Raw genomic sequence first — 25,251 nt, forward strand, 5'->3', positions numbered from 1 at the left:
CTCCTTTTTTCAGACAAAGGTTCCGGTTTTCTCATTTCGGTAGTGAGCAGACCAGAGTTTCTCCGTTTGAAGAGGGACGGTGCTCCTGATTTCGCCTGCATTGTATCACGCCTGATACAAGAAATCAAACTTAATAAATTTATTATACGATTAGTTTTTCTAAGTTTACTCTCCTTATCCTCAAGATCTCTTTTTCGGCCGGATAAGTTTTATGTGTAAAACAACCACTTTTTCTAATTTGCCTTTCATCCGGGCCTGCGGTATGATAAGTTGACTTTTTATATTCCCATCTGAAAAGGAGGTCTGCCGTCTATGGAGCGCCTGTTTGTCCGCACCCAGCCGGCCTTTGTGTGCGCCCCGCCGGAGCGGCGGGCGGAGGGGCTGGCCCTGGAGGCGGTCTGGCCGGAGGGCGGGGCGGCGGTGCGCCGGACCCTCTCTCCCGCCGGCATGACGGAGGAGCAGACCGGCCGGCTGCTGGAGGCCGACCAGCCGGTGGGGGCCGGCAGCATGGTGGAGCTGTGCTGGGGGGCCGGGGACCGGCTGCTGGAGGTCCGGCCCCTCTTTGTGCCCCGGCTGAAGGGACTGGGGCTGCTGAACTTTGCCGCCAGGGACTACGGGCCTGCCCTCTCCCCCACGGAGGCGGGGCCGGGCCGGGCGGTGGCCTCCGGCTGGCTCACCGGCCTGGGGGAGGACTGGCTGTCCCTGGGGGATCTGGACCTGTTTGAGGAGACCTATCCCCTCTCCCCGTCCCTCACCGTCTGCGCCTTTGACACCGGCGCCTGCACCCTCACGGTGCTGCCGGAGCTGCCCCCCCTCCAGGCCCGTCAGCAGGTCATCGCGGTGTTCGGACAGGGGGAGGACCGGGCGCGGGTGACCCAGCTCTTCTGCATCACCCCCGTTCCCCCCATCCCCCCACCATCTCTTCCTTTTAAACCTCTCACAGCCCCCGAGACGCGACACCGCATCGCATTCCGTCTTCTGATTTCAACAGCCATACGAAAACCAATGCCTGCAAGATATTGCTGACCGACAAAAAAATAAGCGTCTCTGCAACTCCTGTTATGGCTATATATTTTCATACACTAACGATTNGGTAGTCCCCCACGCCGACCCAGGTGGCGGAGGGGGTGATGTCGCTGGGCCACTCCCCATCGGTACCCACCTTGTAGCCCTGGGTCATGTTGCCCGCGGCGTTGAGCCGGGTATAGTCGGGAGCCACGTCGTCCAGGCTCACCGCCGCCCGGCCCTTCCCCATCGTGCCGGACCGGCTCTACTACGTGGGGGACAACGAGGTGGCCCTCTACCTGCTGCGGGCCGACGACGGCACCCTGATCCTGCTGGACGCCGGCTGGCCGGCGGCGGGCTACCAGTACTGGCGCAACATCGCCGCCCTGGGCTTTGATCCCGGGTCCATCCGGTGGCTGCTGCTGAGCCACGGCCACTTCGACCACTACGGCACCGCGGCGGAGCTGGCCGGTATGGCGGCCCGGCAGGGAGGCCGCCTGACGGTGTGCATGAGCCGGGAGGACGTCCGCGGCCTGGCCGCCTACGGCTGCCCGGAGATCGGCGGCATCCTGAAGGACCGGCCGGCGGCGGACCTGGTCAGCCGGTACTACGAGGACGGGGGCTGGCTGGAATTTGAGGGGGTCCGCATCCAGACCCTGCTGACCCCCGGCCACACCGACGGCACCGTGTCCTTCCGCATGGAACTCACCGTCCCCGCCAGCGGGGAGGTCCTCACCTTCGCCTACGCCGGTGGCTACGGCATCAACGGCCTGACCCGGCGGGCCGGTACGCCCGGCTTCCGCCGCCTGGCCTTCCAGTACGGGCTGCGCTGGCTGCAGCAGACGGTGGAGCCCGACTACCTGCTGCCCCAGCACACCAACCAGTACCCCATCCTGGAGCTCCAGCGGCTGGCGGAGGAGGCGGGGCGCCCCCTCCTGTCGGTGCTGGTCCGGGGCGGAGCGGAGTGGGTCAATTTCCTGGAGAAGCGGCAGGCGGCCCTGACCTATGAGGACTGCTATCAGCGGTGGCTGGCCGCCAAGGGCCGGGGAACTCCCCTCTCCCCCATCACGGACGGGGAGCTGGAGACCATCGAGGCCGCCGGGCCCTTCCGCCGCCCGGCGGGGACCTACACCATCACCCTGGCCGACGGCGGCAAGGTGATCCGGGGCTTTGACCGGGCCCTGAACCGGGCCTCCGCCCTGCCGGCGCTGGCGGAGGGGCTGGTGCTGGAGCTGGACAGCTATGTCCACGACCCGGACGGCTGGTACGTCCAGGTGGGGGCCCTGGTCCACGACGGCTATCCCGGCGCATGTGCCGGCGGGCCGGTGGAAGCGGTCCACCGGCCCTGGTTCGAGCTCCTGCGCACCGTCCGGCTGGACAGCCGGGACCAGGCCCAGGCCCTGCTGGCCGGGCTCCGGGCGGGCATGAGCTGCCGGGTGGACCTGGACCGGTCCGGGCAGATCCTGCCAGGCCGGCCGCTTTCCGATACGTTCCGCCCCGTCCCCGGGGCCGTTTGAGAAAGGAGAACCGTTATGCAAGACATTCTGAATCTGCTTGTCCTCACCCCGGAGGAGCGGGAGGCCTTCCGGGCCGCCGCCCCCGGCCTGTCCCAGCGCTTCGCGCCGGGAGGCCATCCCCTGCCCGGCCAGCCGGAGCTGACTGAGGAGGACTACGCCCGGACCGCGGTGATCCTGGGCAATCCCCCCGCCGCCCGGCTGGGGGAGGGATGCGCCCTCCGCTGGCTCCACACCCGCAGCGCCGGGGTGGACGCCTACACCGCCCCCGGCGTGCTGCCCCACGGGGCCATGCTGAGCTGCTCCACCGGGGCCTACGGCCACTCGGTGTCCGAGCACCTGTTCGCTATGCTGCTGGCCCTGATGAAGCACCTGCCGGAATACCGGGACCAGCAGAATCAGTGCCAGTGGCACGACCTGGGACAGGCCCGCACCCTGGCAGGGGCCCAGGTGCTGGTGGTGGGCGCCGGGGACCTGGGCGGCTCCTTCGCCCGGCTGTGCGCCGCCCTGGGGGCGGAGACCGCCGGCATCCGCCGCAATACCGACGTGCCTGTGCCGGGCATCGCCTCCCTCCACCCCATGGAGGCCCTGGATCAGCTCCTCCCCGCCGCCGACGTGGTGTGCCTCACCCTGCCCCAGAGCCCCCAGACCGTCCGGCTCTTTGACCGGGACCGGCTGCTGCGGATGAAAAAGGACGCCATCCTGCTCAACGGCGGCCGGGGCAGCGTGCTGGACTGCCAGGCCCTGGCCGACGTGCTGGCGGAGGGCCACCTGTGGGGAGCCGGTCTGGACGTCACCGACCCGGAGCCCCTCCCCCCGGAGCACCCCCTGTGGCGGCAGCCCAGGGCCCTCATCACCCCCCACGCCGCCGGCGGGGACCACCTGCCCGATACCGCCCGGGCCATCGCCCGCATCGCCCTCCGGGCCCTGCGCTGCTACCTGGACGGCCAGCCCATCCCCAACCGGGTGCTGTGACCCCCGGCAGGACTTTCCGGCTGCCCGTCCCACCTGCCGCAAGCGCCCCGGCGGGATGGTTCCACCCCGTCTCGGGCGGCCACGCCCAGGGGCCGAAAAACGCAGACGGCGGCAAGTCTTGCCCGTTCATATGCCGTGGGGCGGCAGCCTGCGGAACAGTCCGCAGCCGGGGACATCGAGCCCTGAGCCGGAGCGGTCCTGCCCGGCAGCGAGAACCCCTCCGCCGCCTGGACCCCTGGGGTCCGGGGCCGCGGCCCCGGCGAACTTTGGTGACTTTCCTTCGCCGGAAAGTCACCCGCCGGAGGCAGGAGCAACCATCGGAACCTGCCCGCTAAACAACAAGAAGGGCCCCCGGAACAACGTTCCGGGGGCCTAAACCTTGGCAGTTGATTCATACATGCCGCCCATGTCGGGAGCGGGAGCGGCGGGAGGAGTGGGCTCCTTCTTGTCGGCATTCCCCCGAGAAATCCTCCGATTTCTCGGGGACCCCCTCCCTTTTATCTGCTCGGGCGGAGTGAATCCGCCCGGCATCAAGGTTTTGCCTCCGGCAAAACGCTTGGCCTGGCGGCCGACAAGAAAGGCCCCCGGAACAGTGTTCCGGGGGCCCAAAGCTTGGCTATTGATTCATACATGCCGCCCATGTCGGGAGCGGGAGCGGCGGGAGGAGTGGGCTCCTTCTTGTCGGCATCCCCCCGAGAAATCCCCCGATTTCTCGGGGACCCCCTCCCTTTCATCTGCTCGGGCGGAGTGAATCCGCCCGGCATCAAGGTTTTGCCTCCGGCAAAACCCTTGGCCCGGCGGCCGACAAGAAAGGCCCCCGGAACAACGTTCCGGGGGCCTAAACCTTGGCAGTTGATTAATACATGCCGCCCATGTCGGGAGCGGGAGCGGCGGGAGGAGTGGGCTCCTTCTTGTCGGCCACCAGGGATTCGGTGGTCAGCAGGACGGAGGCGATGGAGGCGGCGTTCTCCAGAGCGGAGCGGGTCACCTTGGTGGGGTCAACGATACCGGCGGAGATCATGTCCACATAGGTCTCGTTGTAGGCGTCGAAGCCGTAGCCCACCTTGTCGGCCTTCTTCACGTTCTCCAGCACCACGGAGCCGTCGATACCGGCGTTGGTGGCGATCTGGCGCATGGGCTCGGTCAGGGCCTTGGCGATGATGCGGACACCGGTCTTCTCGTCGCCCTCGGCGCTGTCCAGCAGCTTCTCCACGGCGGGGATGGCGTTCACATAGGCGGTGCCGCCGCCGGCCACGATGCCTTCCTCAACGGCGGCGCGGGTGGCGTTCAGGGCGTCCTCGATGCGGAGCTTCTTCTCCTTCATCTCCACCTCGGTGGCGGCGCCCACGCGGATGATAGCCACGCCGCCGGCCATCTTGGCCAGACGCTCCTGCAGCTTCTCCCGGTCGTAGTCGGAAGTGGTGGTCTCGATCTGGCTGCGGATCTGGTTGGTGCGGTTCTTGATGGCCTCGGAGCTGCCGGCGCCGTCCACGATGATGGTGTTCTCCTTGGAGACCTTCACCTGGCGGGCCTTGCCCAGCATATCCATGGTGGCTTCCTTCAGCTCATAGCCCATGTCGGAGGTGATGACGGTGCCGCCGGTCAGCACGGCGATATCCTCCAGCATCTCCTTGCGGCGGTCGCCGAAGCCGGGGGCCTTGACGCACACCACGTTCAGGGTGCCGCGCAGCTTGTTGACGATCAGGGTGGACAGAGCCTCGCCCTCCACGTCCTCGGCGATGACCAGCAGCTTCTTGCCGGACTGCACCACCTGCTCCAGGATGGGCAGCAGCTCCTGGATGTTGGAGATCTTCTTATCGGTGATCAGGATGAGGGCGTCGTCCAGGACAGCCTCCATCTTCTCGGTGTCGGTGACCATATAGGGGGTGATGTAGCCCCGGTCGAACTGCATGCCTTCCACGACCTCGCTGTAGGTCTCGGCGGTCTTGGACTCCTCAACGGTGATGACGCCGTCGTGGGAGACCTTCTCCATGGCCTCGGCGATCAGCTTGCCCACGGTCTCGTCGCCGGAGGACACGGTGCCGACACGGGCGATATCGGCGGAACCGTTCACCTTCTGGCTGTTGGCCTTGATGGCCTCGATGGCGGCGTTGGTGGCCTTGGAGATACCCTTCTTCATGACCATGGGGTTGGCGCCGGCGGCCAGGTTCTTCAGGCCCTCGCGGATGATGGCCTGAGCCAGCAGGGTGGCGGTGGTGGTGCCGTCGCCGGCCACGTCGTTGGTCTTGGTGGAGACTTCCTTCACCAGCTGAGCGCCCATGTTCTCAAAGGGGTCGTCCAGTTCGATCTCCTTGGCGATGGTCACGCCGTCGTTGGTGATGAGGGGAGCGCCGAACTTCTTGTCCAGCACAACATTGCGGCCCTTGGGGCCCATGGTGATCTTAACGGTATCGGCGAGCTGGTTGACGCCCCGCTCCAGCGCGTGACGGGCTTCCTCGCCGTAGCAAATAACCTTAGCCATAACGAATTACCTCCATGAAAATTCCGCCTTGGCGGAATCAAATTTAAAATCTGTCCGGAGCAGGACATGCGCCTGCGCAGGACACCTCTGCTTGCTCCGCCACCGGCGGGCAACCGCCTTTGCGTGCAAAGGCGAGGGGGGTATCGGAACCGCTGTGCCGCCTGCGGCGCGGCGGTTTCGTATCTAGGGGGGATGCATCCCCCCTGGACGGAATTACTCCACAATCGCCAGGATATCGGACTGACGGACGATGGTGTACTCTTCCCCATCGACCTTCACTTCAGTGCCGGAGTACTTGCTGGTGATGACCTTGTCACCCTTCTTCACGGTCATGGTGACTTCCTTGCCGTCCACCAGTCCGCCGGGGCCCACCTCGATGACTTCGGCCACCTCGGGCTTCTCCTTGGCGGCGCCGGTCAGGATGATGCCGCTCTTGGTCTTTTCCTCCGCTTCCACCAGCTTGATGACCACACGGTCGGCAAGAGGCTTGAGTTTCATAATGGGTTCCTCCTTACATGTATCTTTATTTTCTTATTAACCAATTCATCGGGTTAGCACTCATTTTGTCGGAGTGCTAACCACAAGTAAGATAATACCCCTACTGCTCAAAAAAATCAACCCCCTTTTTTGAGAAAAGAGGGTTGATTTTAAAAAAGTTCAAGTTTTGTTCACAAACGCCCGGTAGGAGTGCTAACGCCAGGAGGCCCCGGCGGGGTAGATGAAGTTGACCTTCTTATCGGACAGCCGGGCGGAGAGCTCCGCAGAATCCACCCGCTCGCCGTCCAGGTTGATCATGCTCACCCGGTCGCAGGTCACCTTCATGGACCGGCCCTGTTTGAGGATGACGCCGGGGATCTCCCCCGCCTCCCCCCGGGCGAACTTCTTGATGAGGGCCAGGATGGTGAGCCGGGACACGGCGGGGATGATGACGAAGTGGAGCAGGCCGTCGTCGGGCATGGCGTCGGGGCTGGGCTGGAAGCCGCCGCCGTAGTAGCGGCCGTTGCAGGCGCAGATGAGGGTGAACTCCTCCCCCGGCAGCTCCTCCCCGTCCACCTCCACCCGGTAGGGCCGGTGGATGCCCTGGATGATGGTGCGCAGGGCGGAGAGCTGGTAGGCCATGGTGCCGTTGACCAGGGGGAGCTTCTTGAAGTCGGCCACCCCCAGGCCGATGCGGGCGTCGAAGCCGATGGAGCACACGTTGAGGGCCAATCTCCCGTTGCACTCGATCAGGTCCATGGGAGCCTGGGGGCCGTCCAGCAGCTCGTGGAGGTCGTAGAACCGGCTGGCGTCGGGGCCGAACATCCGCAGAAAGTCGTTGCCCGAGCCCATGGGGTAGTGGGTCACCGCCGCGTTGGGGTGGCCGGCGGCGCCGTTGGCCGCCTCGTTGAGGGTGCCGTCCCCGCCGCAGGCGTACACCCGCAGGGGCTCGCCCGTCTCCGCCGCCGCCCGGACCAGCTCTGTGCCGTGGCCGGCGTACTGGGTCACCTGGATCTCCCAGGGCTCCTCCCGGTCCGCCATGGCGGCCTGGATCTTCTCCCGCATCTCCTGGGTGCGGTCATATTTTCCGGCATAGGGGTTGATGAGGAACAGATGCTTCACTGCCGCCCCCGCCTCCTTCTCTCTGTGTTAATCCACCAGGGCACTGCTGTCAAAGCTCCCCCAGAGGGTGATCCGCTGCTCCGCCCGGGCGATGCGGGAGGCCAGGGCCGCCGCCTCCGCCCGGGTCATGGTGCCCCTGGGATTGAAGGTCAGGTTGCCGTCCACGCCGGACAGCAGCCCCTTCTCATACAGGGCGTATACCGCCTCCGACCCGGCCGAGCCGGGCAGGATGTCGGGGATGGAAGCCCGCACCCGGACGGCGTTGTTCAGGGCGGGCATATTCTTCACCGGACTGGTGGCGGCAAAGATCCGGGCCATCTCCAGCCGGGTGGCCGGTCGGGTATAGTCCTTCTGGGTGAACTGTCCGCTGCGGATGATGCCGCTGGCGATGCAGTAGTTCACCGCGCCGGTGTACCAGTAGGGCTTGGTCTGGCCGAGGCCCTTGTGGAAGCTGTCGTCCCGGTAGCGGCTCTCGATGGTGGCGGCCAGCTGGAGGGCCTCCGCCACGCTCATGGTGCCGTTGGGGTTGAACCGGTTGTCTCCCACGCCGGACACCAGCCCCACGTTGTAGGCGATGTCCACCCACAGGGCGTACCACTCCTTCTGGGACACGTCGGAGAACTTGGGCAGCTTGCCCCGGGTCAGGGGGAACCGGGCGGAGGGCACCCCTTTGCGCACCAGGATGCCGGGCAGGTCAAACAGGGGCACACGGGTAACGCCGTTGCCGTCCCGCAGGGTGAGCACCTGGACGCCCCCCTGCTCCTCCACCTGCACGCTGTCGTAGGTCAGGTCATAGAGCACGTTGGTGGTGCCGCCCGCCCCGTCGGAGAAGGGCAGGATGCTCACCACGCCCCAGCCGCCCCCCTTCTGGGCGATGTACAGCCCGCAGTCGATGGGCATCAGGGTGTCGTACTCCGGCCGGATCAGGTAGGATCCGTCCTGCCGGATCACCCCCAGCTTGCCGTTCAGGTTCACCGCCGCCACCCCCAGGGAGAAGGAGACGATGCTGTCGTACTGGAGGGGGATGACCACATCCCGCTTTCCGTTCACGTAGCCCCACTTGCCGCCCAGCTCGCACTGGGCCAGCCCCTCGCTGTAGCCCCACACCGTGGACCCCGCCGGGGCGGCCAGGGCCGTGCCCGTCAGGACCAGACACAAAACCAGCGCCAGCAGGCCAAATCTTCTCTTCATTTCCACACCCTTACCTTTTTATCCCGTAGAGGAACAGATCACATTTCAGCATGCCGTTGTACAGCTTCCGCTTCTTGTCCGCCGTCTTTCCGAAGGTGCGCTCGAACTCCGTGTGGGAGGAGAGCACCCCCACCTGCCAGCCCGCCGGCAGGGTGCGGACCGCCCGGCCGAAGGCGCGGTAGAGCTCCTCCGCCTCCTTTTTCTCCAGCAGCCGCTCCCCGTAGGGCGGGTTGGTCACCACCCGGCCCCGGGGCTCGTCCCGGTGGAAGCTGGCGGCGTCGGCCACCTCAAAGCGGACGCAGTCCTCCACGTCCGCCTTCACCGCGTTGTCCCGGGCGATGGCCACCGCCTTGGGGTCGATGTCCCCGCCCCAGATGTCATACGTGCCGTGGTACTCCCTGTCCATGGCCTCGTCGGCGGCCTGGAGCCACAGGCCGCTGTCCAGCCACCTCCACTTCCGGGCGGAAAAGCTCCGGTTCAGGCCGGGCGCCCGGTTTTTGGCGATGAGGGCGGCCTCGATGGCGATGGTGCCCGAGCCGCAGAAGGGGTCGCAGAAGGGGTCCTTGCCCCGGTAGCGGGAGAGCAGCACCATGGCGGCCGCCAGGGTCTCCCGCAGGGGGGCGGCCACCCCCACGGCCCGGTAGCCCCGCTTGTGGAGCCCCGGCCCGGTGGTGTCCAGCATCAGGGTGACCTCGTCCCTCATGATGGAGAACTGGACCTGATGCAGCGCCCCGGTCTCGGGCAGTTTTTCCAGGCCGTACCGCTCCCCCAGCCGGGCGGCGATGGCCTTTTTCAGAATGGACTGGCAGGCGGGCACCGCGTGGAGCTGGGAGTTCAGGGAGTGCCCCTTCACCGGAAAGGCGCCGTCCTGGGGGATGAAGTCCTCCCAGGGCAGGGCCCTGGCCCCCTCGTACAGGGCGTCAAAGTCCCTGGCCTCATACCGGCCCAGCACCAGCAGCACCCGCTCGCCGGTGCGCAGGTTCAGGTTCACCCGGGGGATGTCCCCGGGCCGGGCCCCGCAGCACACGTGGCCGTTGTCCGCCCGCACCCAGGGCAGCTCCAGCCGCCGTAGCTCCTCGGCGCACAGGCCCTCCAGTCCAAACAGGGTGGGGATCAGCAATTCCAGTTCTCTCATAGCCCGCTCCTCGTTCCATGGATTCCGCAATATGGTTAGAGTATAACCTATTTCCTCTCCGTTGGCAAATCCGGAAACGAATTTTACTTCCCTTTTCGATGGAAGTATGCTAGGATAACAGCAAGAAAGGAGGTATGCCCATGCCCATACCCAGTATCCTTTGGCTGGTGGCTCTCATCGCCCTGGTGGTGCTGGAGGCCGCCACGGTGGGTCTGGTGTCCCTGTGGTTCGCCCTGGGCTCCCTGGCCGCCCTCATCACCTCGTTTTTTATCCACAATATCTGGGTACAATTCGGGGTGTTCCTGGTGGTGTCCCTGGTGAGCCTGCTGGTCATCCGGCCCCTGGCCCGCCGCTACGTCACCCCCAAGCAGGTGGCCACCAACGCCGACCGGGCGGTGGGGGCTGAGGGAGTGGTCACCCAGGCCATCGACAACCTGAAGGCCACCGGGCAGGTCTCTGTGAAGGGCGCGGTCTGGACCGCCCGCACCGAGGATGAGACCGTGGTCCCCGTGGGCGCTACCGTCAAGGTCCTGCGCATCGAGGGGGTCAAGCTCATCGTGGTCCCCGTGCCCGCCGCTGCCCGCCAGAATTGATGGAAGGATCAGAGATCCGAGGAAACGGAGGAACGTATATGCCTAACATTCCATTCATCCCCATTATCGTCATCATCCTGGTGGTGGTCATCATCCTCATCCTGGCCACCAACCTGAAGATCGTCCAGCAGTCCAAGGCCTACGTCATCGAGCGCATGGGCGCCTTCCACGCCGTGTGGGGCGTGGGCGTCCACTTCAAGGTCCCCTTCATCGAGCGGGTGGCCAAGGCGGTCTCCCTGAAGGAGCAGGTGGTGGACTTCGCCCCCCAGCCCGTCATCACCAAGGATAACGTCACCATGCAGATCGACACGGTGCTCTACTTCCAGATCACCGACCCCAAGCTGTACACCTACGGCGTGGAGCACCCAATGAGCGCCATCGAGAACCTGACCGCCACCACCCTGCGCAACATCATCGGCGATCTGGAGCTGGACCAGTCCCTCACCAGCCGTGACATCATCAACTCCAAGATGCGCTCCATTCTGGACGAGGCCACCGACCCCTGGGGCATCAAGGTCAACCGGGTGGAGCTGAAGAACATCATCCCGCCCCGGGAGATCCAGGACGCCATGGAGAAGCAGATGAAGGCCGAGCGGGAGCGCCGTGAGGCCATCCTCCAGGCCGAGGGTCAGAAGCAGTCCCAGATCCTGGTGGCCGAGGGCGAGAAGCAGTCCGTGATCCTGCGGGCCGACGCCGCCAAGCAGGCCGCCATCATGAAGGCCGAGGGCGAGGCCGAGGCCATCCTGAAGGTGCAGCAGGCCACCGCCGAGGCCCTGAAGCTGCTGAACGAGGCCAATCCCAACGAGGCGGTGCTGAAGATCAAGGCCCTGGAGGCCTTTGAGGCCGCCGCCAACGGCCAGGCCACCAAGCTCATCATCCCCAGCGAGATCCAGGGGCTGGCGGGGCTGTGCGCCTCCGCCAAGGCCGCCTTTGAATCGGCGGGAGAGGGCAAGAAGGCCTGACAGTTTTCAGAAAACAAAGAAGAAGCGGCATGGCGCTGGCCATGCCGCTTCTTTTTTCATTCTTCCTTGGAAACAGGGGGCGGGATCACCGGGCCGTCGTGCTCGAAGGCGTCGAAGTAATCCTCGTTCTGGAGCTCCGGCTTGCGGTGGCGGATGCCCTCGGTGATGATGGGATAGAGGACGATGGCCAGCAGGCCGCCGGAGAAGCCGTTGTTGTACAGGTTGAAGCCCTCCACCGGGGTGCCCGCCCGGAGGACCACCGAGGAGTGGAGGAACCCGGCGATCACGCCGAAGGGCCAGCCGAAGTAGCCGGAGATGGGGGCCAGGGTGGTGCCGAAGAGGAGGGCCAGCTGCACGGCGCTGTCGTTGATGTGCCAGTGCATGCAGAAGCCGCCCAGCACCACGCCGGCCATGATGGGGATGATGTTGCGGGCGTGCTTGCCGAAGGCGGAGAAGCCCATGATGGTGAAGATGCCGCCCAGGGTGGGGCCGTTCAGGTCGCCGCCGGTGGCCAGGATGAAGGCCATGCCGATGAGGCCGTTGACCCCGATATTGATGAGGGTGGGGGCGGCGCCGAACATGCGCAGGTAGTCGCTGGGCGCCCGGCCGGTGGTGAGGAGCAGCCGCCGGTAGCCCGCCCAGGCCGCCCACACCGGCCGTCCGCTGAGGAACAGGCCCGCCCCGATGAGCACCGCGCACAGCACCCCCAGGAAAATGCCCAGCTGGAGGTTGTAGCCGGTGGCCCAGTGGAGGGCCACGTTGGGGTTGGCCCCCAGGGCGGTCATCACCGGAACCAGGATGGTGGCCAGCAGGCCGCAGGCGAAGCCCATGTTGTACAGGTTCATGCCGTTCTGGATCTTGTATGTATAGGCGGACAGGGGGGGCAGCACGAAGCCGATGATGGCCCCGATGAGGATGGCCCACCAGATGTTGCCCCAGCCGTTGTCCAGGGCCACATAGCTCACCACCGGCGACAGGGCGGTGGCCAGCAGGGACACCGAGGCGTACTTGCCAAAAGGCTCACGCCGCAGCTTGGCGTACAGGAAGGTGCCGCCGATGATGGGCCAGATGTTGGCGATGTTCTTGCCGAACAGGGCAAAGCCCGCCATCAGGCCGATCTCCACCAGGGTGTAGCCGTTGAGGGGGTCCTTACTCAAATGGAGGATGCCCAGGCTGATGAGGGTCACCAGGGCGGCGTTGGTGAAGGCGGCGCTGATGCCGGCGATCTTCACATAGTCGGTGATGAGGGCGTCCTCCGTCAGGATGATCTTCCACAGGCCGGGCAGGATCTGAGTGGGGTCGCCCAGGATGACCCCGATGGCAATGAGATAGGCTGCAAAGCAGATGGTGGCAGGATAGATCTTGTGGTAGCGCATACCATGTCCCCTTCCGTCTTGGGCGGTCTCTGTTTATCGGTTGCTGAAATAGGCTCTGGTCTGTTCCGCGTTGCGCATGACCTCTTCCCGCAGGGCCTCCAGGGAATCGAACTTCCGCTCCCCCCGCAGCCGCTTGTAGAACTCCATGCGCACCGTCTGGCCGTAGAGGTCCCCGTTGAAATCCAGGATGAAGCCCTCCACCGTCACCTTGTTGCCGTCGTCCACCGTGGGGCGCACTCCCACGTTGGTCACCGCCGGGTGGTTCTCTCCGTTCTCAAACCATACCTTTGTGGCGTACACCCCGTGGGCCGGCACCAGCACCCCCGGCTGGAACCGGAGATTCACCGTGGGGAACCCCAGGGTGGACCCCAGCTTCTTGCCGTGGGCCACCGTGTCCGTCAGGGTGTGGGGATGGCCCAGGAACTCGTTGGCCCGCTCCATCTCCCCCTGGGCGATGAGGGTGCGGATGTAGGTGGAGGAGATGGTGATGTGGTCCCGCTCCACCTTGGGAATGATGTCGCAGCCGATGCCCAGCTCCCCGCACAGCTCCCGCAGCCGGTCCGGGTTGCCCTCCCCCTTGTAGCCGAAGTGGAAGTCGTGGCCCGCCACCAGGTGGACCGCGCCGTGCTCCCCCACCAGGTAGTCGGTGACGAACTCCCGCCAGGGCATGTGCATCATCCGCTCATCAAAGTGGGCCACGATCACGTCCCGGATGCCGTAGTACCGCCGCATCAGCGACCCCCGGTCCAGGGGGGAGCTGAGCAGGGGCACCGCCGGGGCGTTCAGGATCAGATTCTCCGGATGGGTGTCAAAGGTCACCGCCGCCGGCACCGCGTCCAGCCGGGCGGCTTCCTCGCCTACCCGGCGCAGCAGCGCCCCGTGGCCCAGGTGGACCCCGTCAAAAAATCCCAGGGCGATGACCCGTCTCTCTTGCTCCATCTTCCTACACCTCGAAAAAACTTTTGATAGTGGTCAGTCTGTTCCCCTCCACCCGGCTCAGGGCCAGGAAGGTTCTGTCCATGCCGTACAGCCGGTAGGTGCCGTCCCCCGGCGCCGCGGGGAGGGTCACTGCCATTCCGTTGCGGATCTTTTTCTCCGCCTGGGGGCTCTTGAGGACCAGCATGGGCAGCCCGGCGAAGCAGCTGTCCACCGGCATCAGCAGGGCGGCGGGATCGTCGGCCGCCTGGACCTGTTCCAGGGTCACCGCACCGTCCAGGGTGTAGTCCCCCACCCGGGTCCGCCGCAGGGCGGACAGGCTGCCGCCGCACCCCAGGGCTTCCCCGATGTCGTGGCACAGGGTGCGCACGTAGGTGCCCTTGGAGCAGGTCACCCTTAAGTACCACAGGTTCTCCCCCGTGGGGAAGCCCGCCGGGGCGCCGTCCAGGATCTCCAGGCCGTGGATGGTCACCTGCCGGGGAGCCCGCTCCACCTCCTGTCCCGCCCGGGCCAGCTGGTAGAGCTTCTTGCCCTGGATCTTGATGGCGGAGTACATGGGGGGAATCTGGGAGATCTCCCCCCGGAAGCCGTCCAGGACTTTTTCCAGGGCCGCCCGGTCCACGTCCACCGGCCGGGTCTCCGTCACCTCGCCGGTGGCGTCCTGGGTGTTGGTGATCACACCCAGCTGCAAAGCGGCCAGGTATTCCTTCTGACCCTCCACGGCGAACTCCACCGCCCGGGTGGCCCGGCCCACGAACACCGGCAGCACGCCGGTGGCCATGGGGTCTAAGGTGCCGCCGTGGCCGATCCGCTTCTCACGGAGGATGCCTCTCAGCTTGGCGCACACGTCCATGCTGGTCCAGTCGGAGGGTTTGTCAATGATCAAAACACCGTTAGCCATCCGCTTCCACCTTCCGGATGGCGGCCAGGATCTGCTCCTCCGCCTCCTTCAGGCCGCCCGCCACATTGCACCCGGCGGCGGCGGCGTGGCCGCCGCCCCCCAGCAGGGCGCAGACTTTGGTGGCGTTGAGCCCGGCGGAGGTGCGCACGGACAGCTTGCAGCCCCCCTCGGCCAGCTCCCGGATGGTGACGGAGGTCTCCACCCCCTCGATCTGGCCCAGGAAGGCGGCAATGTCCTCCATGTCCTCCTCGGTGGCGCCCGCCTCGTCCAGGAGGGAGAGGGACACGGGGGCCACGGCGATCTTGCCGTCCTCGTACCGGTGCATCCGCTCCACGATGAGCCGCTCCACCTGGAGCCGGGCCCAGGTCTTGGTGCGGAAGTGGCGCTTGTTCAGGGGGAACACGTCGATGCCGGTGTCCATCAGGGCGGCCGTCACCCGGTGGGTGGCGGCGGTGGTGTTGCTGTACTGGAAGCAGCCGGTGTCGGTGGATACCGCCACGTACAGGGGCACGGCGGTCTCCTGGTTGATCTGCCCCAGTTCAGACAGGATATCGAACAGGATCTCCCCGCAGGCCGCACGGGAGGCGTCCAGGCAGGTCTCTTTGGCGAAGAACTCCTGGGAGGGGTGGTGGTCGATGGCCAGGTCGATCCCCCGCTCCAGCCAGGGCTTTCCGGTGTCGGTGAACAGGCCCCGGGCGGCGATGTCCACGCTGACCACGGTATCAGGCTGAAACCCCTCCGGTGCCAGCAGCCCCTCCAGGTAGGGGGTGAACAGGTGGGTCTCCCCGGTGCCGGGGCAGATGTGGGCGGTCTTGCCCAGGCCCCGCAGGCCCCTGCACAGGGCGGCGGCACAGCCGATGGTGTCCCCGTCGGGGCGCTTGTGGGTCAGGATCAGATAGCGGTCATGGGCGTTCAGCCAGGCCGCGGCTTCGGTATAGGTCATAGCTCATTCCTCGCTGTCCAGGTCGATGTGGGCGTTGGCGGGATTGGCGGGCTTTACCACCTCCGGATCCCGCAGCAGGCTCAGGATGTGGGCGCCCTTGCCGATGGAGTCGTCCTCCACAAATTGCAGCTCGGGGGTGTAGCGCAGCTTCAGGGCCGCCCCCAGCTCCCGCCGCAGGTAACCCCCGGCGGACTTCAGGCCCTTCACCACTTCGCTCACGTCGCTCTTGTCCAGCACGCTGACGTAGATCTTGGAATAGCGCAGGTCGCTGGTGGTGTCCACCGCCGTGATGGACACCAGGCCGTGGACCCGGGGGTCCTTTACCGTCCGGATCAGGGCGGACAGCTCCCGCTGGATCTCCTCATTGATGCGTCCGATTCGATTACTTGCCATGGTTTTCTCCTATCATGCAATACAGACCCGCCCCCTCCTCAAATGACTTGGGGACGGAACGGGTCTGATTTGGTTTTTGGTTGAACTTACACTTCAATTTGTTCCATCAGGTAGGCTTCGATCACGTCGCCTTCCTTGATGTCCTGGAACTTCTCGAACGTGATGCCGCACTCGTAGCCCTGAGCGACCTCCTTCACGCTGTCCTTGAAGCGCTGGAGGGAGGCGATGGAGCCGTCGTAGATGACGATGTTGTCCCGCAGCAGGCGCATCTGGGCGCCGCGCTGCATCTTGCCCTCGGTGACGTAGCAGCCGGCCACCATGCCCACGCCGGTGATGCGGAACACGTTGCGCACCTCGGCCTGGCCCAGGTCCACTTCCTTGAACTTGGGGGCCAGCATGCCCTTCATGGCGGCCTCCATCTCGTTGATGCAGTCGTAGATCACCCGGTACATCCGCATATCCACCTTGTTGCGGGCGGCGGTGTCCTTGGCGTTGTTGTCAGGCCGCACGTTGAAGCCCACGATGATGGCGTTGGAGGTGGTGGCCAGCATCACGTCGCTCTCGCTGATGGCGCCCACGGCGCAGTGGATGACCCGCACCCGCACCTCGTCGTTGGACAGCTTCTCCAGGGAGGCCTTGACGGCCTCGGCGGAGCCCTGGACGTCGGCCTTCACGATGATGTTCAGGTCCTTCATCTCGCCCTGCTTGATCTGGCTGAACAGGTCCTCCAGGCTCACCTTGCCCACGGGGGCGGAGGCGGCCATCTTCTGCTCGTGCTTGCGCTGCTCCACCAGCTCACGGGCCATGCGCTCGTCGTCCACGGCGTGGAAGTCGTCGCCGGCGCCGGGCACCTCGCTCATGCCGATGATCTCCACAGGCACGGAGGGGCCGGCCTCGGTCACCTTCTCGCCCTTGGCGTTGGTCATGGCGCGGACACGGCCCACGGCGGTACCGGCGATGATCACGTCGCCCTGGTGGAGGGTGCCGTTCTGCACCAGCAGGGTGGCCACGGGGCCGCGGCCCTTGTCCAGCCGGGCCTCGATGACGGCGCCGTGGGCGGAGCGGTTGGGATTGGCCTTCAGCTCCTGCATCTCGGCGGTCAGGTTGACCATCTCCAGCAGGTTGTCGATGCCCTCGCCGGTCTTGGCGGAGATGGGGCAGATGATGGTGTCGCCGCCCCACTCCTCGGGCACCAGCTCGTACTTGGTGAGCTGCTCCTTGATGCGCTCCGGGTTGGCCTCCGGCTTATCCATCTTGTTGATGGCCACGATGATGGGGATCTTGGCGGCCTTGGCGTGGTTGATGGATTCCACGGTCTGGGGCATGATGCCGTCGTCGGCGGCCACCACCAGGATGGCCACGTCGGTGATCATGGCGCCACGGGCACGCATGGCGGTAAAGGCCTCGTGGCCGGGGGTGTCCAGGAAGGTGATGGGCTTGCCCTGGACCTCCACCTGGTAGGCGCCGATGTGCTGGGTGATGCCGCCGGCCTCGCCGGCGGCCACGTGGGCGTGGCGGATATAGTCCAGCAGGGAGGTCTTGCCGTGGTCGACATGGCCCATGACCACCACCACGGGGGCACGGGGCTGCAGATCCTCCTCCTTGTCCTCGGCGGTGTCGATGAGCTTCTCCTCGATGGTGACGATGACCTCGTGCTCCACCTTGCAGCCCAGCTCCTCGGCGATGATGGCGGCGGTGTCGAAGTCGATCACGTCGCTGAGGGAGGCCATGACGCCGTTCTTCATCAGGGTCTTGACCACCTCGGCGCCGGTCTTCTTCATCCGGCTGGCCAGCTCGCCCACGCCGATCTCGTCGGGGATCTTCACGGTGAGGGGGGTCTTTTTGGCAATCTCCAGCTGGAGCCGGCGCATCTTCTCCTGCTCCTCCTGGCGGCGCTTGTTGCCGCCCTGGAAGTTGCCCTTGCGCTGGTTGCGGCCCTGGAACTTCTGCTTGCCGCCCTGCATCTGCTTGGTCTTGCCGGCGGCCAGGTCCTCCAGCCGCTGGTCGTACTTCTCCAGGTTCACGTTGCCGCTCTTCCGGGTGTCCACCACCTTCTTCTCCGGAATGCGGGCGCCGGGCCGGTTGCTGGGCTGCTGGGGCTGCTGCTGGGGCTTGGACGCCTCCGGCTGGGGCGCGGCGGCGGGCTGCTTGGCAGCGGGAGCGCCGCCGTTCTGGGCCGGCTTGGCGCTGGGCTGCTGGGGCTTGTTGGCCACGGGCTTCTCCTCCTTCCCCTCCGCCTTGGGTGCGGCGGCGGGCTTGGGCTCCCGGTACACGTCGGCGTAGATGCTCTCAATGCTCTCCACCTGGTTGTGCTGGGTCAGATATTCAAAAATCAGGGACAGCTCCTTGTCGTCCAGGGGCTGCATGTGGTTCTTCGGGGTCGTCGCGTATTTGGTCAGGATGTCGGTGATCTCCTTGGAATTCTTGTTGAAGTCCTTGGCCACCTCATGCACACGATACTTGTTGTTCAGCAATATAAGCCACCTCCAGTTAGGCCGGCTTGCGCCAATAGGAAAACGCGGCGCGCCGCTGCGCTTTCTTATTGGAACAAGCGGGCTCGTTCCAATGCGTTCACGCCATATCCGTTCATGGCTTTTTCTTTATGGTCAGCTTGCCCCTGGGGGCAAAGGGTTTCTTCGGGGGTTCCTTGGGAGCCGGCTTCTCCTCCTTGGGAGGGGGCGGCGCCCAGGGCTTCCTGCTCTTCTTCTGCAGGTTCTTCTCGTGGGCCCGGCGCTCCTTCTGCCGCTGGAGGGCCTTGCCCGCCGCTGTCTTCAGCTCCTCCGCCGCGGCGGCGCACCGGTCCGGGTCGGCAGCGGCCAGCTTTTCGGCGATGGCGGCGGCCAGGCCGATGTCGGTGAGGGCCAGCATGGTGCAGGCGCTGCGGCCCACGGTGCCCCCCAGCTCCCCCTTGGTGTAGGGGGTGGGCAGCACGGGCACCTTGCCCGCCTCGGCAAAGTGGGCCGCCCGGCGCAGGCTGTTGTCCGCCCCGTCGGCGGCGGTGAGGATCAGCTTGGCCTGATGGGCCCGGGCGGCGGCGCCCACCGGCTCCTCCCCCACCTCCACACGGCCCGCCTTGCGGGCGATGCCCAGCAGGTGCAGGATACTATCCATCCCGGTCACCCGCCTTCATCTGCTCCTCCAGAGCGGCGTATACCTGGTCGGGCAGGGGGGCGGAAAAGGCCCGCTCCAGCGCCCGGGATTTCCGGGCCTTCTTCAGGCACTCCGGGTCGGGGCACACATAGGCCCCCCGGCCGGGCTTCTTCCCCTTGAAATCCAGGGAGACCTCCCCCTCCGGGCTCTTCACCACCCGGATCAGCTCCGGCTTTGGCTTCATCTCCCGGCAGCCCACGCACTGGCGCAGGGGTATTTTCTTGGGCATCCTTCTGCCCCCCTTCCGTCATTTTTCCACAGACCGGCAGGCTTACTCCTGGGTCTCGGCCTCGTCCTCGATGATCACGTCGTCCTCGTTCTCCGGCTCCTCGTCGGCGGGGGCGGACTCCGGCTTGATGTCGATCTTCCAGCCGGTCAATTTAGCCGCCAATCTCGCGTTCTGGCCCTCCTTGCCGATGGCCAGGGACAGCTGGTCGTCGGGCACCACCACCCGGCAGCTCTTGCCCTCCTCGTGGACGTCCACGCTGATGACATCGGCGGGGGACAGGGCGGCGGCGATATACTCGGCGGGGTTCTCAGACCACTTGACGATGTCCACCTTCTCGCCCTTCAGCTCTTCCACGATGTTGTTCACCCGCTGGCCCCGGGGACCCACGCAGGCGCCGATGGGGTCCACGTTGGGGTCGGCGGACCAGACGGCCAGCTTGGTGCGGCTGCCCGCCTCCCGGGCGATGGACTTGACCTCCACGGTGCCGTCGTAGATCTCGGGCACCTCCAGCTCGAACAGCCGCTTCACCAGGCCGGGGTGGGTGCGGGAGATCAGCACCTGGGGTCCCTTGGTGGAACGGCGGACCTCCACCACATACACCCGCAGGCGCATGCCCTCGGTGTAGGTCTCCCCCTTCACCTGCTCGCCGGGGGCCAGGAAGGCCTCGGTGGCCTCGCTGCCGGAGCCGATGCGCAGGCTGGCGGCGCCGGACCGGGGGTCGATGCGGGTGACCACGCCGGTAAGGATCTCGTGCTCCTTGGAGGAGAACTCATCATAGATCATGCCCCGCTCGGCCTCCCGCATACCCTGGATGATCACCTGGCGGGCGGTCTGGGCGGCGATGCGGCCGAAATCACGGGTCTTGATCTCGATGCGGATCACGTCCCCCAGCTGGGCCTGGGGCAGCTTGGAGCGGGCCATCTCCAGGCTCATCTCGGTGCAGGGGTTATCCACCTCCTCCACCACGTCCTTCTTCACGAACATGCGGACGGTGCCCTTCTCCTCGTCGGCCTCCACGGTGACGTTGTCGCCGGCGCCCTCGTGGTCCCGCTTGTAGGCGGACACCAGGGCCTGGGTGATCTTCTCCAGCATGTAGGCCTTGGGGATGCCCTTCTCCTTCTCGATCAGGTCGATGGCGGCAAAGAATTCCGCCCCGTCCAGCTCATTGGTCTTCTGCGCTTTGGCATTTTTCTTCGGCATAATCTTACTCCTTATTCTCCACCCGGGCGGGCACTGCCCGCCCCCGTATCTTAAAACCGCACGTACAGCCGCACCTGGGCCACGTCCTTCTTGGCGAAGGTGTGGGGCCCGGCGGCGGTCTCTATGGTCACATCGCCGTTGTCATAGCCGGTCAGCACACCCACGTGGTCCTTCCGGCCCTCCATGGCCCGGTAGAGGCGGACCTCCACCTCGGCGCCCATGAACTTCTCAAAGTGCTCCGGCTTCTTCAGGGGCCGGTCCGCCCCGGCGGAGGACACCTCCAGCACGTAGCTGCCCTCGATGGGGTCGGCCTCGTCCAGCTGGTCGGACAGGGGGCGGCTCACCGCCTCGCAGTCGTCGATGGACACGCCGCCCTCCTTGTCGATATACACCCGGAGGAACCACTCGCCCGCCTCCCGGACGTACTCCACATCCCACAGGGAGCAGCCGGCGCCCTCCACGATGGGAGCGGCCATGGACGCCACCAGATCCGTGATTTTCGCCATCTTCGACCTCCTTGCCGGGGACTTCCAGAAAATACCTTCCCCCGTTTTTTCAATAAGAAAGAGCGGAGCCGCAACCCCACTCTCACCATACAACTACTACTATCGTATGTACTATACCACAAAAGGTACCGTCTTGCAAGGGTTTGCCCTGATTTTTTCGGCTGAGGACCCACTTTTCTCCTTTTCTGTTGACATAACGAAACACTTTGGTAGAATAATGACATAGCGCAATAAGGAGGACAGACCATGAACGGAAGCAAAGTGATCCTGAATATCCTCACCGAGGTGAAAAAAGCGGTGGTGGGGAAGGACGAGGTGCTGGGTAAGGTGCTGCTGGCCATTCTGGCCCGGGGCCACATCCTGCTGGAGGACATCCCCGGCGTGGGCAAGACCACCATGGCTCTGGCCTTCTCCAAGGCTCTGAGCCTGCAATATAACCGGGTGCAGTTCACCCCCGACGTGATGCCCTCGGACATCACCGGCTTTTCCATGCTGAACAAGGAGACGGGGAAGATGGAGTACCAGCCCGGCGCGGTGCTGTGCAACCTGTTCCTGGCCGACGAGCTGAACCGGGCCACCAGCCGCACCCAGTCCGCCCTGCTGGAGGCCATGGAGGAGGGCCAGGTGACGGTGGACGGGGTGAGCCATCCGGTGCCCCAGCCCTTCCTGGTCATCGCCACCCAGAACCCGGCGGGTGCCTCGGGCACCCAGCTGCTACCCGATTCCCAGATGGACCGGTTCATGGTGCGGCTGTCCATCGGCTATCCCGCCCCGGCGGACGAGATGGATATGGTGCGCCGCAAGCAGCAGGGCAACCCCCTGGACCAGGTGGAGCGGGTGCTGGACCTGGACGGCCTGCGGGCTTTGCGGGAGGAGGCGGACAGGGTGTACGTCTCCGACGACATTCTGGACTACATCGTGCGGCTGGTGAACGCCACCCGCACCCACACCATGATCGTCCAGGGAGCCAGCCCCCGGGCCTCCCTGGCCCTGACGGCCATGGCCAAGGCCGCCGCCCTCACCCTGGGCCGGGACTATGTGAATCCCGAGGACGTGTCCATGGTGTTTGACGACGTGGTGACCCACCGGCTTATCCTCTCCCCCCGGGCCCAGGCGGAGGGGGGCTTCCACCCGGCGGCGGAGATCCTCCAGCAGGTGCCCGCCCCCGCGGTCCGGTAAGGCCATGCTCCACCGCCGGATCTCTTACGCCGCCCTGCTGGTGGCGGCGGTCTTTTTCCAGATCTTTTTCAAATTCTATCTGTCCACCTTCACCCTGGTGCTGGTGGTGCTGCTGCCGGTGCTCTCCGTGGTGCTGAGCCTGCCCGCCCTGCTGGGGACCTCCCTGCATCTCACCCCGGAGGGCAACGTGCCCCGGGGGAGCGAGGGCCGGTTCACCCTGACCCTGGAGCGGAAAAACGCTCTCCCCCTGCCGCCGGTGAAGGTGCGCCTCACCTGGACCAACCAGCTCACCGGCGAGGGGGGCGGCCTAGTGTGCCATCTCCGGCCCCAGGACGGCACGGCCAGCCTGGCCATCCCCCTGACCCCCACCCACTGCGGGCGGCTGGTGTGCACCGTCACAAGGGCCACCGTCTGTGACCTGCTGGGCCTGTTTCCCCTGCCCATTCCGTCCAAACCCTCCGCCGCCCTGCTGTCCCTTCCCCTGCCTGCGGAGGTGCCCCTCCCCGACGAGCTGGAGGCCCCCCGCTCCGGCGGGGTGGTACTGAAACCCCGGCCCGGCGGCGGACCGGGGGAGGACTACGACCTGCGGGACTACCGGGCAGGGGACCCTCTCCGCTCCATCCACTGGAAGCTGTCCTCCAAGAAGGACGAGCTGGTGGTGCGGGAGACCCTAGAGCCCCGGCAGGCGGAGGTCATCCTGACCTACGACCACTTCGGCCCGCCGGAGGAGCTGGACCAGACCTTTGACCGGCTGGCGGCCCTGTCCCGGCGGCTGCTGGACAAGGGCCGGACCCACCATATCCAGTGGGCCGCCCCGGCCAGCGGCCAGGCGGAGGACCGGCTTGTCACCTCGGAGCAGACCCTGCTGGCCTGCCTGGACCTGGCCTTCTCCCTGAACGCCCCGGAGACCGGCCGGTCCATCCTGGACGAGGCCCTCCGGCTGTCCCCCTCCGCCGGGCCGCCCCTCCACTTCCATGTGACCGCCCGGGACGTGAAAGGAGGCCGGACATGAAAAAGCGGAAAGACCGGCCCAGGCGTCCCCCCTTCCGGCCCCCCCCCGCCTCCATTCTGGGAGACGGCATTCTGCTGTTTCTCTGCCTGTACGGCACGGTGTTCTCCTTCGTCTCCGCCTTCTCCGTCCGGACATACCCCCTCTTCCTGCTGGGGGGCTGCGGGGTGTACACGGCGGTGAGCCTGCTGACCTGGTCCCTCCCCCGCCGGTGGTGGACCCTCCCCCTGGCGGTGCTGGCCGGGCTGTGGGGTCTGGGGCTGTGGAAACTGTGGGAGTACCTGGCCCTGGGGGAGATCTCCCTGCGGTGCTCGGTGGTGAACACCTTCTGCACCAGCCTCCAGCTGGACGGCTTCATTGAGCCCATCGCCCAGCTGTCCCCCAGCACCTGGGCGGCGTGCGCCACCTTCCTGGTGCTGATGGTCATGCTGCCCCTGAGCCTGCTGCTGGGCCTGGCCATCCAGCGGGCCCGCTCCTTCTGGTTCACCTTCTGGGTGACCCTCCCCTTCCCCCTGGCCCCCATCTGCATCTCGGTCACCCCCGCCTGGTTCCCCCTGTGCGCCCTGCTGCTGGTGTGGTGCACCATGGGCCTCACCTCCCTGGTGAAAAAGCGGGACCCCCGGGGCACCGCCCGGCTCACCCTGGCGGTGCTGCCCGCCGGGGCGCTGCTGCTGGCCGGGCTCACCGTGGCCATGCCCCAGGAGAGCTACCAGCGGCCCAAGTGGGCGGACACCGCCCTGGATGATCTGACCAACTGGGCCACCCACCTGGACATCGCCCTGTTTGAGGGCAACGGCCCCTTCGGCCTGTTCGGCGGGGGCGGCTCCCTGTCCGACGCCGACGGGAAGGTGGACCTGTCCAGTACCGGCCCCCTGCGGTTCTCCGGCCGGACGGTGCTGAAGGTGGACACCGACCTGCGGGGCCGGATCTACCTGCGGGGCTTCTCCAGCGCCGTGTATGACGGGGGCAGCTGGGGTCCTCTGGACCAGGAGGCCTACGGCGCCATGTTTCTGGAGGAAGGGGAGGAGGAAGTTCCCGGCTCCAGCAGCGTCTACTACTTCCCCTCCCTGGACGGCTGGCAGCCCATGAACTTCCCCGCCCTGGCGGACCGGGAGACCTTTCCGGAAAAGGAATACGCCAAAATCACCATCCGCAACGTGGGGGCCGACCCGGGATACGTGTACGTGCCCTACCACATCCTGTCCCAGCCCGACGAGCTGGGGGGCGCCGCCTTTGTGAACGATTCCTACATCGCCCGGATGGACGACGTGTGGACCCACACCCTGTACATCCAGCCCGGCTGCTCCCCCCTGTCCGGGGCGGAGCTGCCCCGGGAGGCGGAGGACGCCGCCAAGAACTATGAGAACTTCGTGTACAGCAACTACCTGGATGTCCCGGAGGACTGCCTGCCCGCTCTGGAGCGGGCCATAGCGGAGATCAATGAGGAGATGATGTCCGGCGACACGGAGATCCCCGCCTACCAGCGGTATCTGCAGCTGGTGAGCGCCAGTTCGGTTCCCAGCTGGCAGCAGGTGGAGCTCCTCATGGCCGACGTGGTGGCCGCCTACCTGAATGAGACAGCGGAGTACGACCCGGACACCCCCGTCACCCCGGAGGGGGAGGACTTTGTCACCTGGTTCCTCACCGAGAGCCGCCAGGGCTACTGTATGCACTTCGCCTCCGCCGCCACCCTGATGCTGCGGTATCTGGGGGTCCCCGCCCGGTACGTCACCGGCTACGTGACGGACGTGCCTTCCTCCGGCAAGGTGGACGTGCCCGACTCCGCCGCCCACGCCTGGGTGGAGATCTATCTGGCGGGCTACGGCTGGGAGCCGGTGGAGGTCACCCCGGCCTACGCCGGCAGCCATCCCGGCCAGTCCGCCACGGTGGAGCCCACTCCCACCCCCACGGCCACGCCCAAGCCCTCGGCCACCGCCGCACCCCAGACCAGCGCGGCCCCTACCCCCACCCCC

Annotated in this window: 23 protein-coding genes; 8 read left to right on the forward strand and 15 right to left on the reverse strand. The window is 66.1% G+C overall.

The window, feature by feature from the left end; genetic code table 11:
- Positions 1–312 precede the first annotated feature (312 nt).
- The 3 genes from E0E41_RS13945 to E0E41_RS13960 all read left to right on the forward strand — a co-directional run bounded on the left by E0E41_RS13945 (position 313) and on the right by E0E41_RS13960 (position 3,494).
- Positions 313–1,026 carry a hypothetical protein gene (locus tag E0E41_RS13945; protein WP_130870411.1) on the forward strand — a complete coding sequence of 238 codons (714 nt, stop codon included), beginning with the start codon at positions 313–315 and terminating at the stop codon, positions 1,024–1,026.
- Positions 1,027–1,256: 230 nt separating this feature from the next.
- A complete protein-coding gene (locus E0E41_RS13955) occupies positions 1,257–2,522 on the forward strand; it encodes an MBL fold metallo-hydrolase (RefSeq protein WP_242623789.1) in 1,266 nt (421 codons plus the stop codon).
- A gap of 15 nt (positions 2,523–2,537) precedes the next feature.
- Complete coding sequence (locus E0E41_RS13960) at positions 2,538–3,494, forward strand: D-2-hydroxyacid dehydrogenase (protein ID WP_130870414.1); 957 nt, start codon at positions 2,538–2,540, stop codon at positions 3,492–3,494.
- 856 nt (positions 3,495–4,350) lie between these two features.
- Here E0E41_RS13960 and groL read toward each other — a convergent pair.
- From groL to E0E41_RS13990, 5 genes are all read right to left on the reverse strand, one after another.
- Positions 4,351–5,976: a chaperonin GroEL gene (gene groL / locus E0E41_RS13970; RefSeq protein ID WP_130870415.1), complete on the reverse strand. Its 1,626-nt coding sequence runs from the start codon at positions 5,974–5,976 to the stop codon at positions 4,351–4,353.
- Positions 5,977–6,189: 213 nt separating this feature from the next.
- On the reverse strand, positions 6,190–6,474 hold the full coding sequence (locus tag E0E41_RS13975) for a co-chaperone GroES (RefSeq protein ID WP_130870416.1): 285 nt from the start codon (positions 6,472–6,474) through the stop codon (positions 6,190–6,192).
- A gap of 192 nt (positions 6,475–6,666) precedes the next feature.
- Positions 6,667–7,575: a diacylglycerol/lipid kinase family protein gene (locus E0E41_RS13980; RefSeq protein WP_130870417.1), complete on the reverse strand. Its 909-nt coding sequence runs from the start codon at positions 7,573–7,575 to the stop codon at positions 6,667–6,669.
- Between the two features lie 27 nt (positions 7,576–7,602).
- The gene (locus E0E41_RS13985; RefSeq protein ID WP_130870418.1) at positions 7,603–8,766 is read right to left on the reverse strand and encodes an S-layer homology domain-containing protein; all 1,164 of its coding nucleotides are present in this window, start codon (positions 8,764–8,766) and stop codon (positions 7,603–7,605) included.
- Between the two features lie 10 nt (positions 8,767–8,776).
- Complete coding sequence (locus tag E0E41_RS13990) at positions 8,777–9,901, reverse strand: THUMP domain-containing class I SAM-dependent RNA methyltransferase (protein ID WP_130870419.1); 1,125 nt, start codon at positions 9,899–9,901, stop codon at positions 8,777–8,779.
- A gap of 140 nt (positions 9,902–10,041) precedes the next feature.
- Here E0E41_RS13990 and E0E41_RS13995 point away from each other — a divergent pair, with 140 nt between their 5' ends.
- On the forward strand, positions 10,042–10,494 hold the full coding sequence (locus E0E41_RS13995; protein WP_130870420.1) for an NfeD family protein: 453 nt from the start codon (positions 10,042–10,044) through the stop codon (positions 10,492–10,494).
- A 38-nt stretch (positions 10,495–10,532) separates the two neighbouring features.
- A complete protein-coding gene (locus E0E41_RS14000; protein WP_207303222.1) occupies positions 10,533–11,456 on the forward strand; it encodes an SPFH domain-containing protein in 924 nt (307 codons plus the stop codon).
- Between the two features lie 56 nt (positions 11,457–11,512).
- Here the strand turns inward: E0E41_RS14000 and E0E41_RS14005 are convergent, their stop codons facing one another.
- The 10 genes from E0E41_RS14005 to rimP form a co-directional block, all read right to left on the reverse strand.
- Positions 11,513–12,832: a DUF1576 domain-containing protein gene (locus E0E41_RS14005; RefSeq protein ID WP_130870421.1), complete on the reverse strand. Its 1,320-nt coding sequence runs from the start codon at positions 12,830–12,832 to the stop codon at positions 11,513–11,515.
- A 33-nt stretch (positions 12,833–12,865) separates the two neighbouring features.
- A complete protein-coding gene (gene ribF, locus E0E41_RS14010; RefSeq protein ID WP_130870422.1) occupies positions 12,866–13,771 on the reverse strand; it encodes a riboflavin biosynthesis protein RibF in 906 nt (301 codons plus the stop codon).
- Between the two features lie 4 nt (positions 13,772–13,775).
- A complete protein-coding gene (gene truB / locus E0E41_RS14015) occupies positions 13,776–14,669 on the reverse strand; it encodes a tRNA pseudouridine(55) synthase TruB (protein WP_130870423.1) in 894 nt (297 codons plus the stop codon).
- Positions 14,662–15,612, reverse strand: a complete 951-nt coding sequence (locus E0E41_RS14020) for a DHH family phosphoesterase (protein WP_130870424.1) — start codon at positions 15,610–15,612, stop codon at positions 14,662–14,664. Before E0E41_RS14020 ends, truB begins: the two co-directional genes overlap by 8 nt.
- Before the next feature lie 3 nt (positions 15,613–15,615).
- Positions 15,616–16,005, reverse strand: a complete 390-nt coding sequence (gene rbfA / locus E0E41_RS14025; protein ID WP_130870425.1) for a 30S ribosome-binding factor RbfA — start codon at positions 16,003–16,005, stop codon at positions 15,616–15,618.
- Between the two features lie 86 nt (positions 16,006–16,091).
- On the reverse strand, positions 16,092–18,482 hold the full coding sequence (gene infB / locus E0E41_RS14030) for a translation initiation factor IF-2 (RefSeq protein ID WP_438819469.1): 2,391 nt from the start codon (positions 18,480–18,482) through the stop codon (positions 16,092–16,094).
- A 109-nt stretch (positions 18,483–18,591) separates the two neighbouring features.
- Complete coding sequence (locus tag E0E41_RS14035; RefSeq protein ID WP_130870427.1) at positions 18,592–19,116, reverse strand: L7Ae/L30e/S12e/Gadd45 family ribosomal protein; 525 nt, start codon at positions 19,114–19,116, stop codon at positions 18,592–18,594.
- The gene (rnpM, locus tag E0E41_RS14040; RefSeq protein WP_130870428.1) at positions 19,109–19,384 is read right to left on the reverse strand and encodes an RNase P modulator RnpM; all 276 of its coding nucleotides are present in this window, start codon (positions 19,382–19,384) and stop codon (positions 19,109–19,111) included. Before rnpM ends, E0E41_RS14035 begins: the two co-directional genes overlap by 8 nt.
- Before the next feature lie 42 nt (positions 19,385–19,426).
- On the reverse strand, positions 19,427–20,584 hold the full coding sequence (nusA, locus tag E0E41_RS14045) for a transcription termination factor NusA (RefSeq protein ID WP_130870429.1): 1,158 nt from the start codon (positions 20,582–20,584) through the stop codon (positions 19,427–19,429).
- Between the two features lie 50 nt (positions 20,585–20,634).
- Positions 20,635–21,090, reverse strand: coding sequence for a ribosome maturation factor RimP (gene rimP / locus E0E41_RS14050; protein WP_130870430.1), 456 nt, complete (start codon positions 21,088–21,090; stop codon positions 20,635–20,637).
- A 246-nt stretch (positions 21,091–21,336) separates the two neighbouring features.
- On the opposite strand from rimP, the gene E0E41_RS14055 reads away from it, so the two are divergent.
- From E0E41_RS14055 to E0E41_RS14065, 3 genes are all read left to right on the forward strand, one after another.
- The gene (locus E0E41_RS14055) at positions 21,337–22,269 is read left to right on the forward strand and encodes an AAA family ATPase (RefSeq protein WP_130870431.1); all 933 of its coding nucleotides are present in this window, start codon (positions 21,337–21,339) and stop codon (positions 22,267–22,269) included.
- A 4-nt stretch (positions 22,270–22,273) separates the two neighbouring features.
- Positions 22,274–23,281: a DUF58 domain-containing protein gene (locus tag E0E41_RS14060; RefSeq protein WP_130870432.1), complete on the forward strand. Its 1,008-nt coding sequence runs from the start codon at positions 22,274–22,276 to the stop codon at positions 23,279–23,281.
- Positions 23,278–25,251: transglutaminase-like domain-containing protein (locus E0E41_RS14065; protein ID WP_130870864.1), on the forward strand; the 1,974-nt coding region annotated here is incomplete at its 3' end. The genes E0E41_RS14060 and E0E41_RS14065, both read left to right, overlap by 4 nt.

It is taken from the genome of Intestinimonas massiliensis (ex Afouda et al. 2020) (assembly GCF_900626285.1).
Taxonomy (GTDB): Bacteria; Bacillota; Clostridia; order Oscillospirales; family Oscillospiraceae; genus Flavonifractor; species Flavonifractor massiliensis_A.

What these genes read in the sequence shown, in the direction of transcription:
- nusA (WP_130870429.1), bottom strand. Translation starts at nt 20,584, where the DNA reads ATGCCGAAGAAAAATGCCAAAGCGCAGAAGACCAATGAGCTGGACGGG.
- rnpM (WP_130870428.1), bottom strand. Translation starts at nt 19,384, where the DNA reads ATGCCCAAGAAAATACCCCTGCGCCAGTGCGTGGGCTGCCGGGAGATG.
- E0E41_RS13960 (WP_130870414.1), top strand. Translation starts at nt 2,538, where the DNA reads ATGCAAGACATTCTGAATCTGCTTGTCCTCACCCCGGAGGAGCGGGAG.
- E0E41_RS14035 (WP_130870427.1), bottom strand. Translation starts at nt 19,116, where the DNA reads ATGGATAGTATCCTGCACCTGCTGGGCATCGCCCGCAAGGCGGGCCGT.
- E0E41_RS14000 (WP_207303222.1), top strand. Translation starts at nt 10,533, where the DNA reads ATGCCTAACATTCCATTCATCCCCATTATCGTCATCATCCTGGTGGTG.
- E0E41_RS14020 (WP_130870424.1), bottom strand. Translation starts at nt 15,612, where the DNA reads ATGACCTATACCGAAGCCGCGGCCTGGCTGAACGCCCATGACCGCTAT.
- E0E41_RS14060 (WP_130870432.1), top strand. Translation starts at nt 22,274, where the DNA reads ATGCTCCACCGCCGGATCTCTTACGCCGCCCTGCTGGTGGCGGCGGTC.
- E0E41_RS13990 (WP_130870419.1), bottom strand. Translation starts at nt 9,901, where the DNA reads ATGAGAGAACTGGAATTGCTGATCCCCACCCTGTTTGGACTGGAGGGC.
- E0E41_RS13985 (WP_130870418.1), bottom strand. Translation starts at nt 8,766, where the DNA reads ATGAAGAGAAGATTTGGCCTGCTGGCGCTGGTTTTGTGTCTGGTCCTG.
- rbfA (WP_130870425.1), bottom strand. Translation starts at nt 16,005, where the DNA reads ATGGCAAGTAATCGAATCGGACGCATCAATGAGGAGATCCAGCGGGAG.
- rimP (WP_130870430.1), bottom strand. Translation starts at nt 21,090, where the DNA reads ATGGCGAAAATCACGGATCTGGTGGCGTCCATGGCCGCTCCCATCGTG.
- E0E41_RS13945 (WP_130870411.1), top strand. Translation starts at nt 313, where the DNA reads ATGGAGCGCCTGTTTGTCCGCACCCAGCCGGCCTTTGTGTGCGCCCCG.
- ribF (WP_130870422.1), bottom strand. Translation starts at nt 13,771, where the DNA reads ATGGAGCAAGAGAGACGGGTCATCGCCCTGGGATTTTTTGACGGGGTC.
- groL (WP_130870415.1), bottom strand. Translation starts at nt 5,976, where the DNA reads ATGGCTAAGGTTATTTGCTACGGCGAGGAAGCCCGTCACGCGCTGGAG.
- truB (WP_130870423.1), bottom strand. Translation starts at nt 14,669, where the DNA reads ATGGCTAACGGTGTTTTGATCATTGACAAACCCTCCGACTGGACCAGC.
- E0E41_RS14055 (WP_130870431.1), top strand. Translation starts at nt 21,337, where the DNA reads ATGAACGGAAGCAAAGTGATCCTGAATATCCTCACCGAGGTGAAAAAA.
- E0E41_RS13975 (WP_130870416.1), bottom strand. Translation starts at nt 6,474, where the DNA reads ATGAAACTCAAGCCTCTTGCCGACCGTGTGGTCATCAAGCTGGTGGAA.
- E0E41_RS13995 (WP_130870420.1), top strand. Translation starts at nt 10,042, where the DNA reads ATGCCCATACCCAGTATCCTTTGGCTGGTGGCTCTCATCGCCCTGGTG.
- E0E41_RS14005 (WP_130870421.1), bottom strand. Translation starts at nt 12,832, where the DNA reads ATGCGCTACCACAAGATCTATCCTGCCACCATCTGCTTTGCAGCCTAT.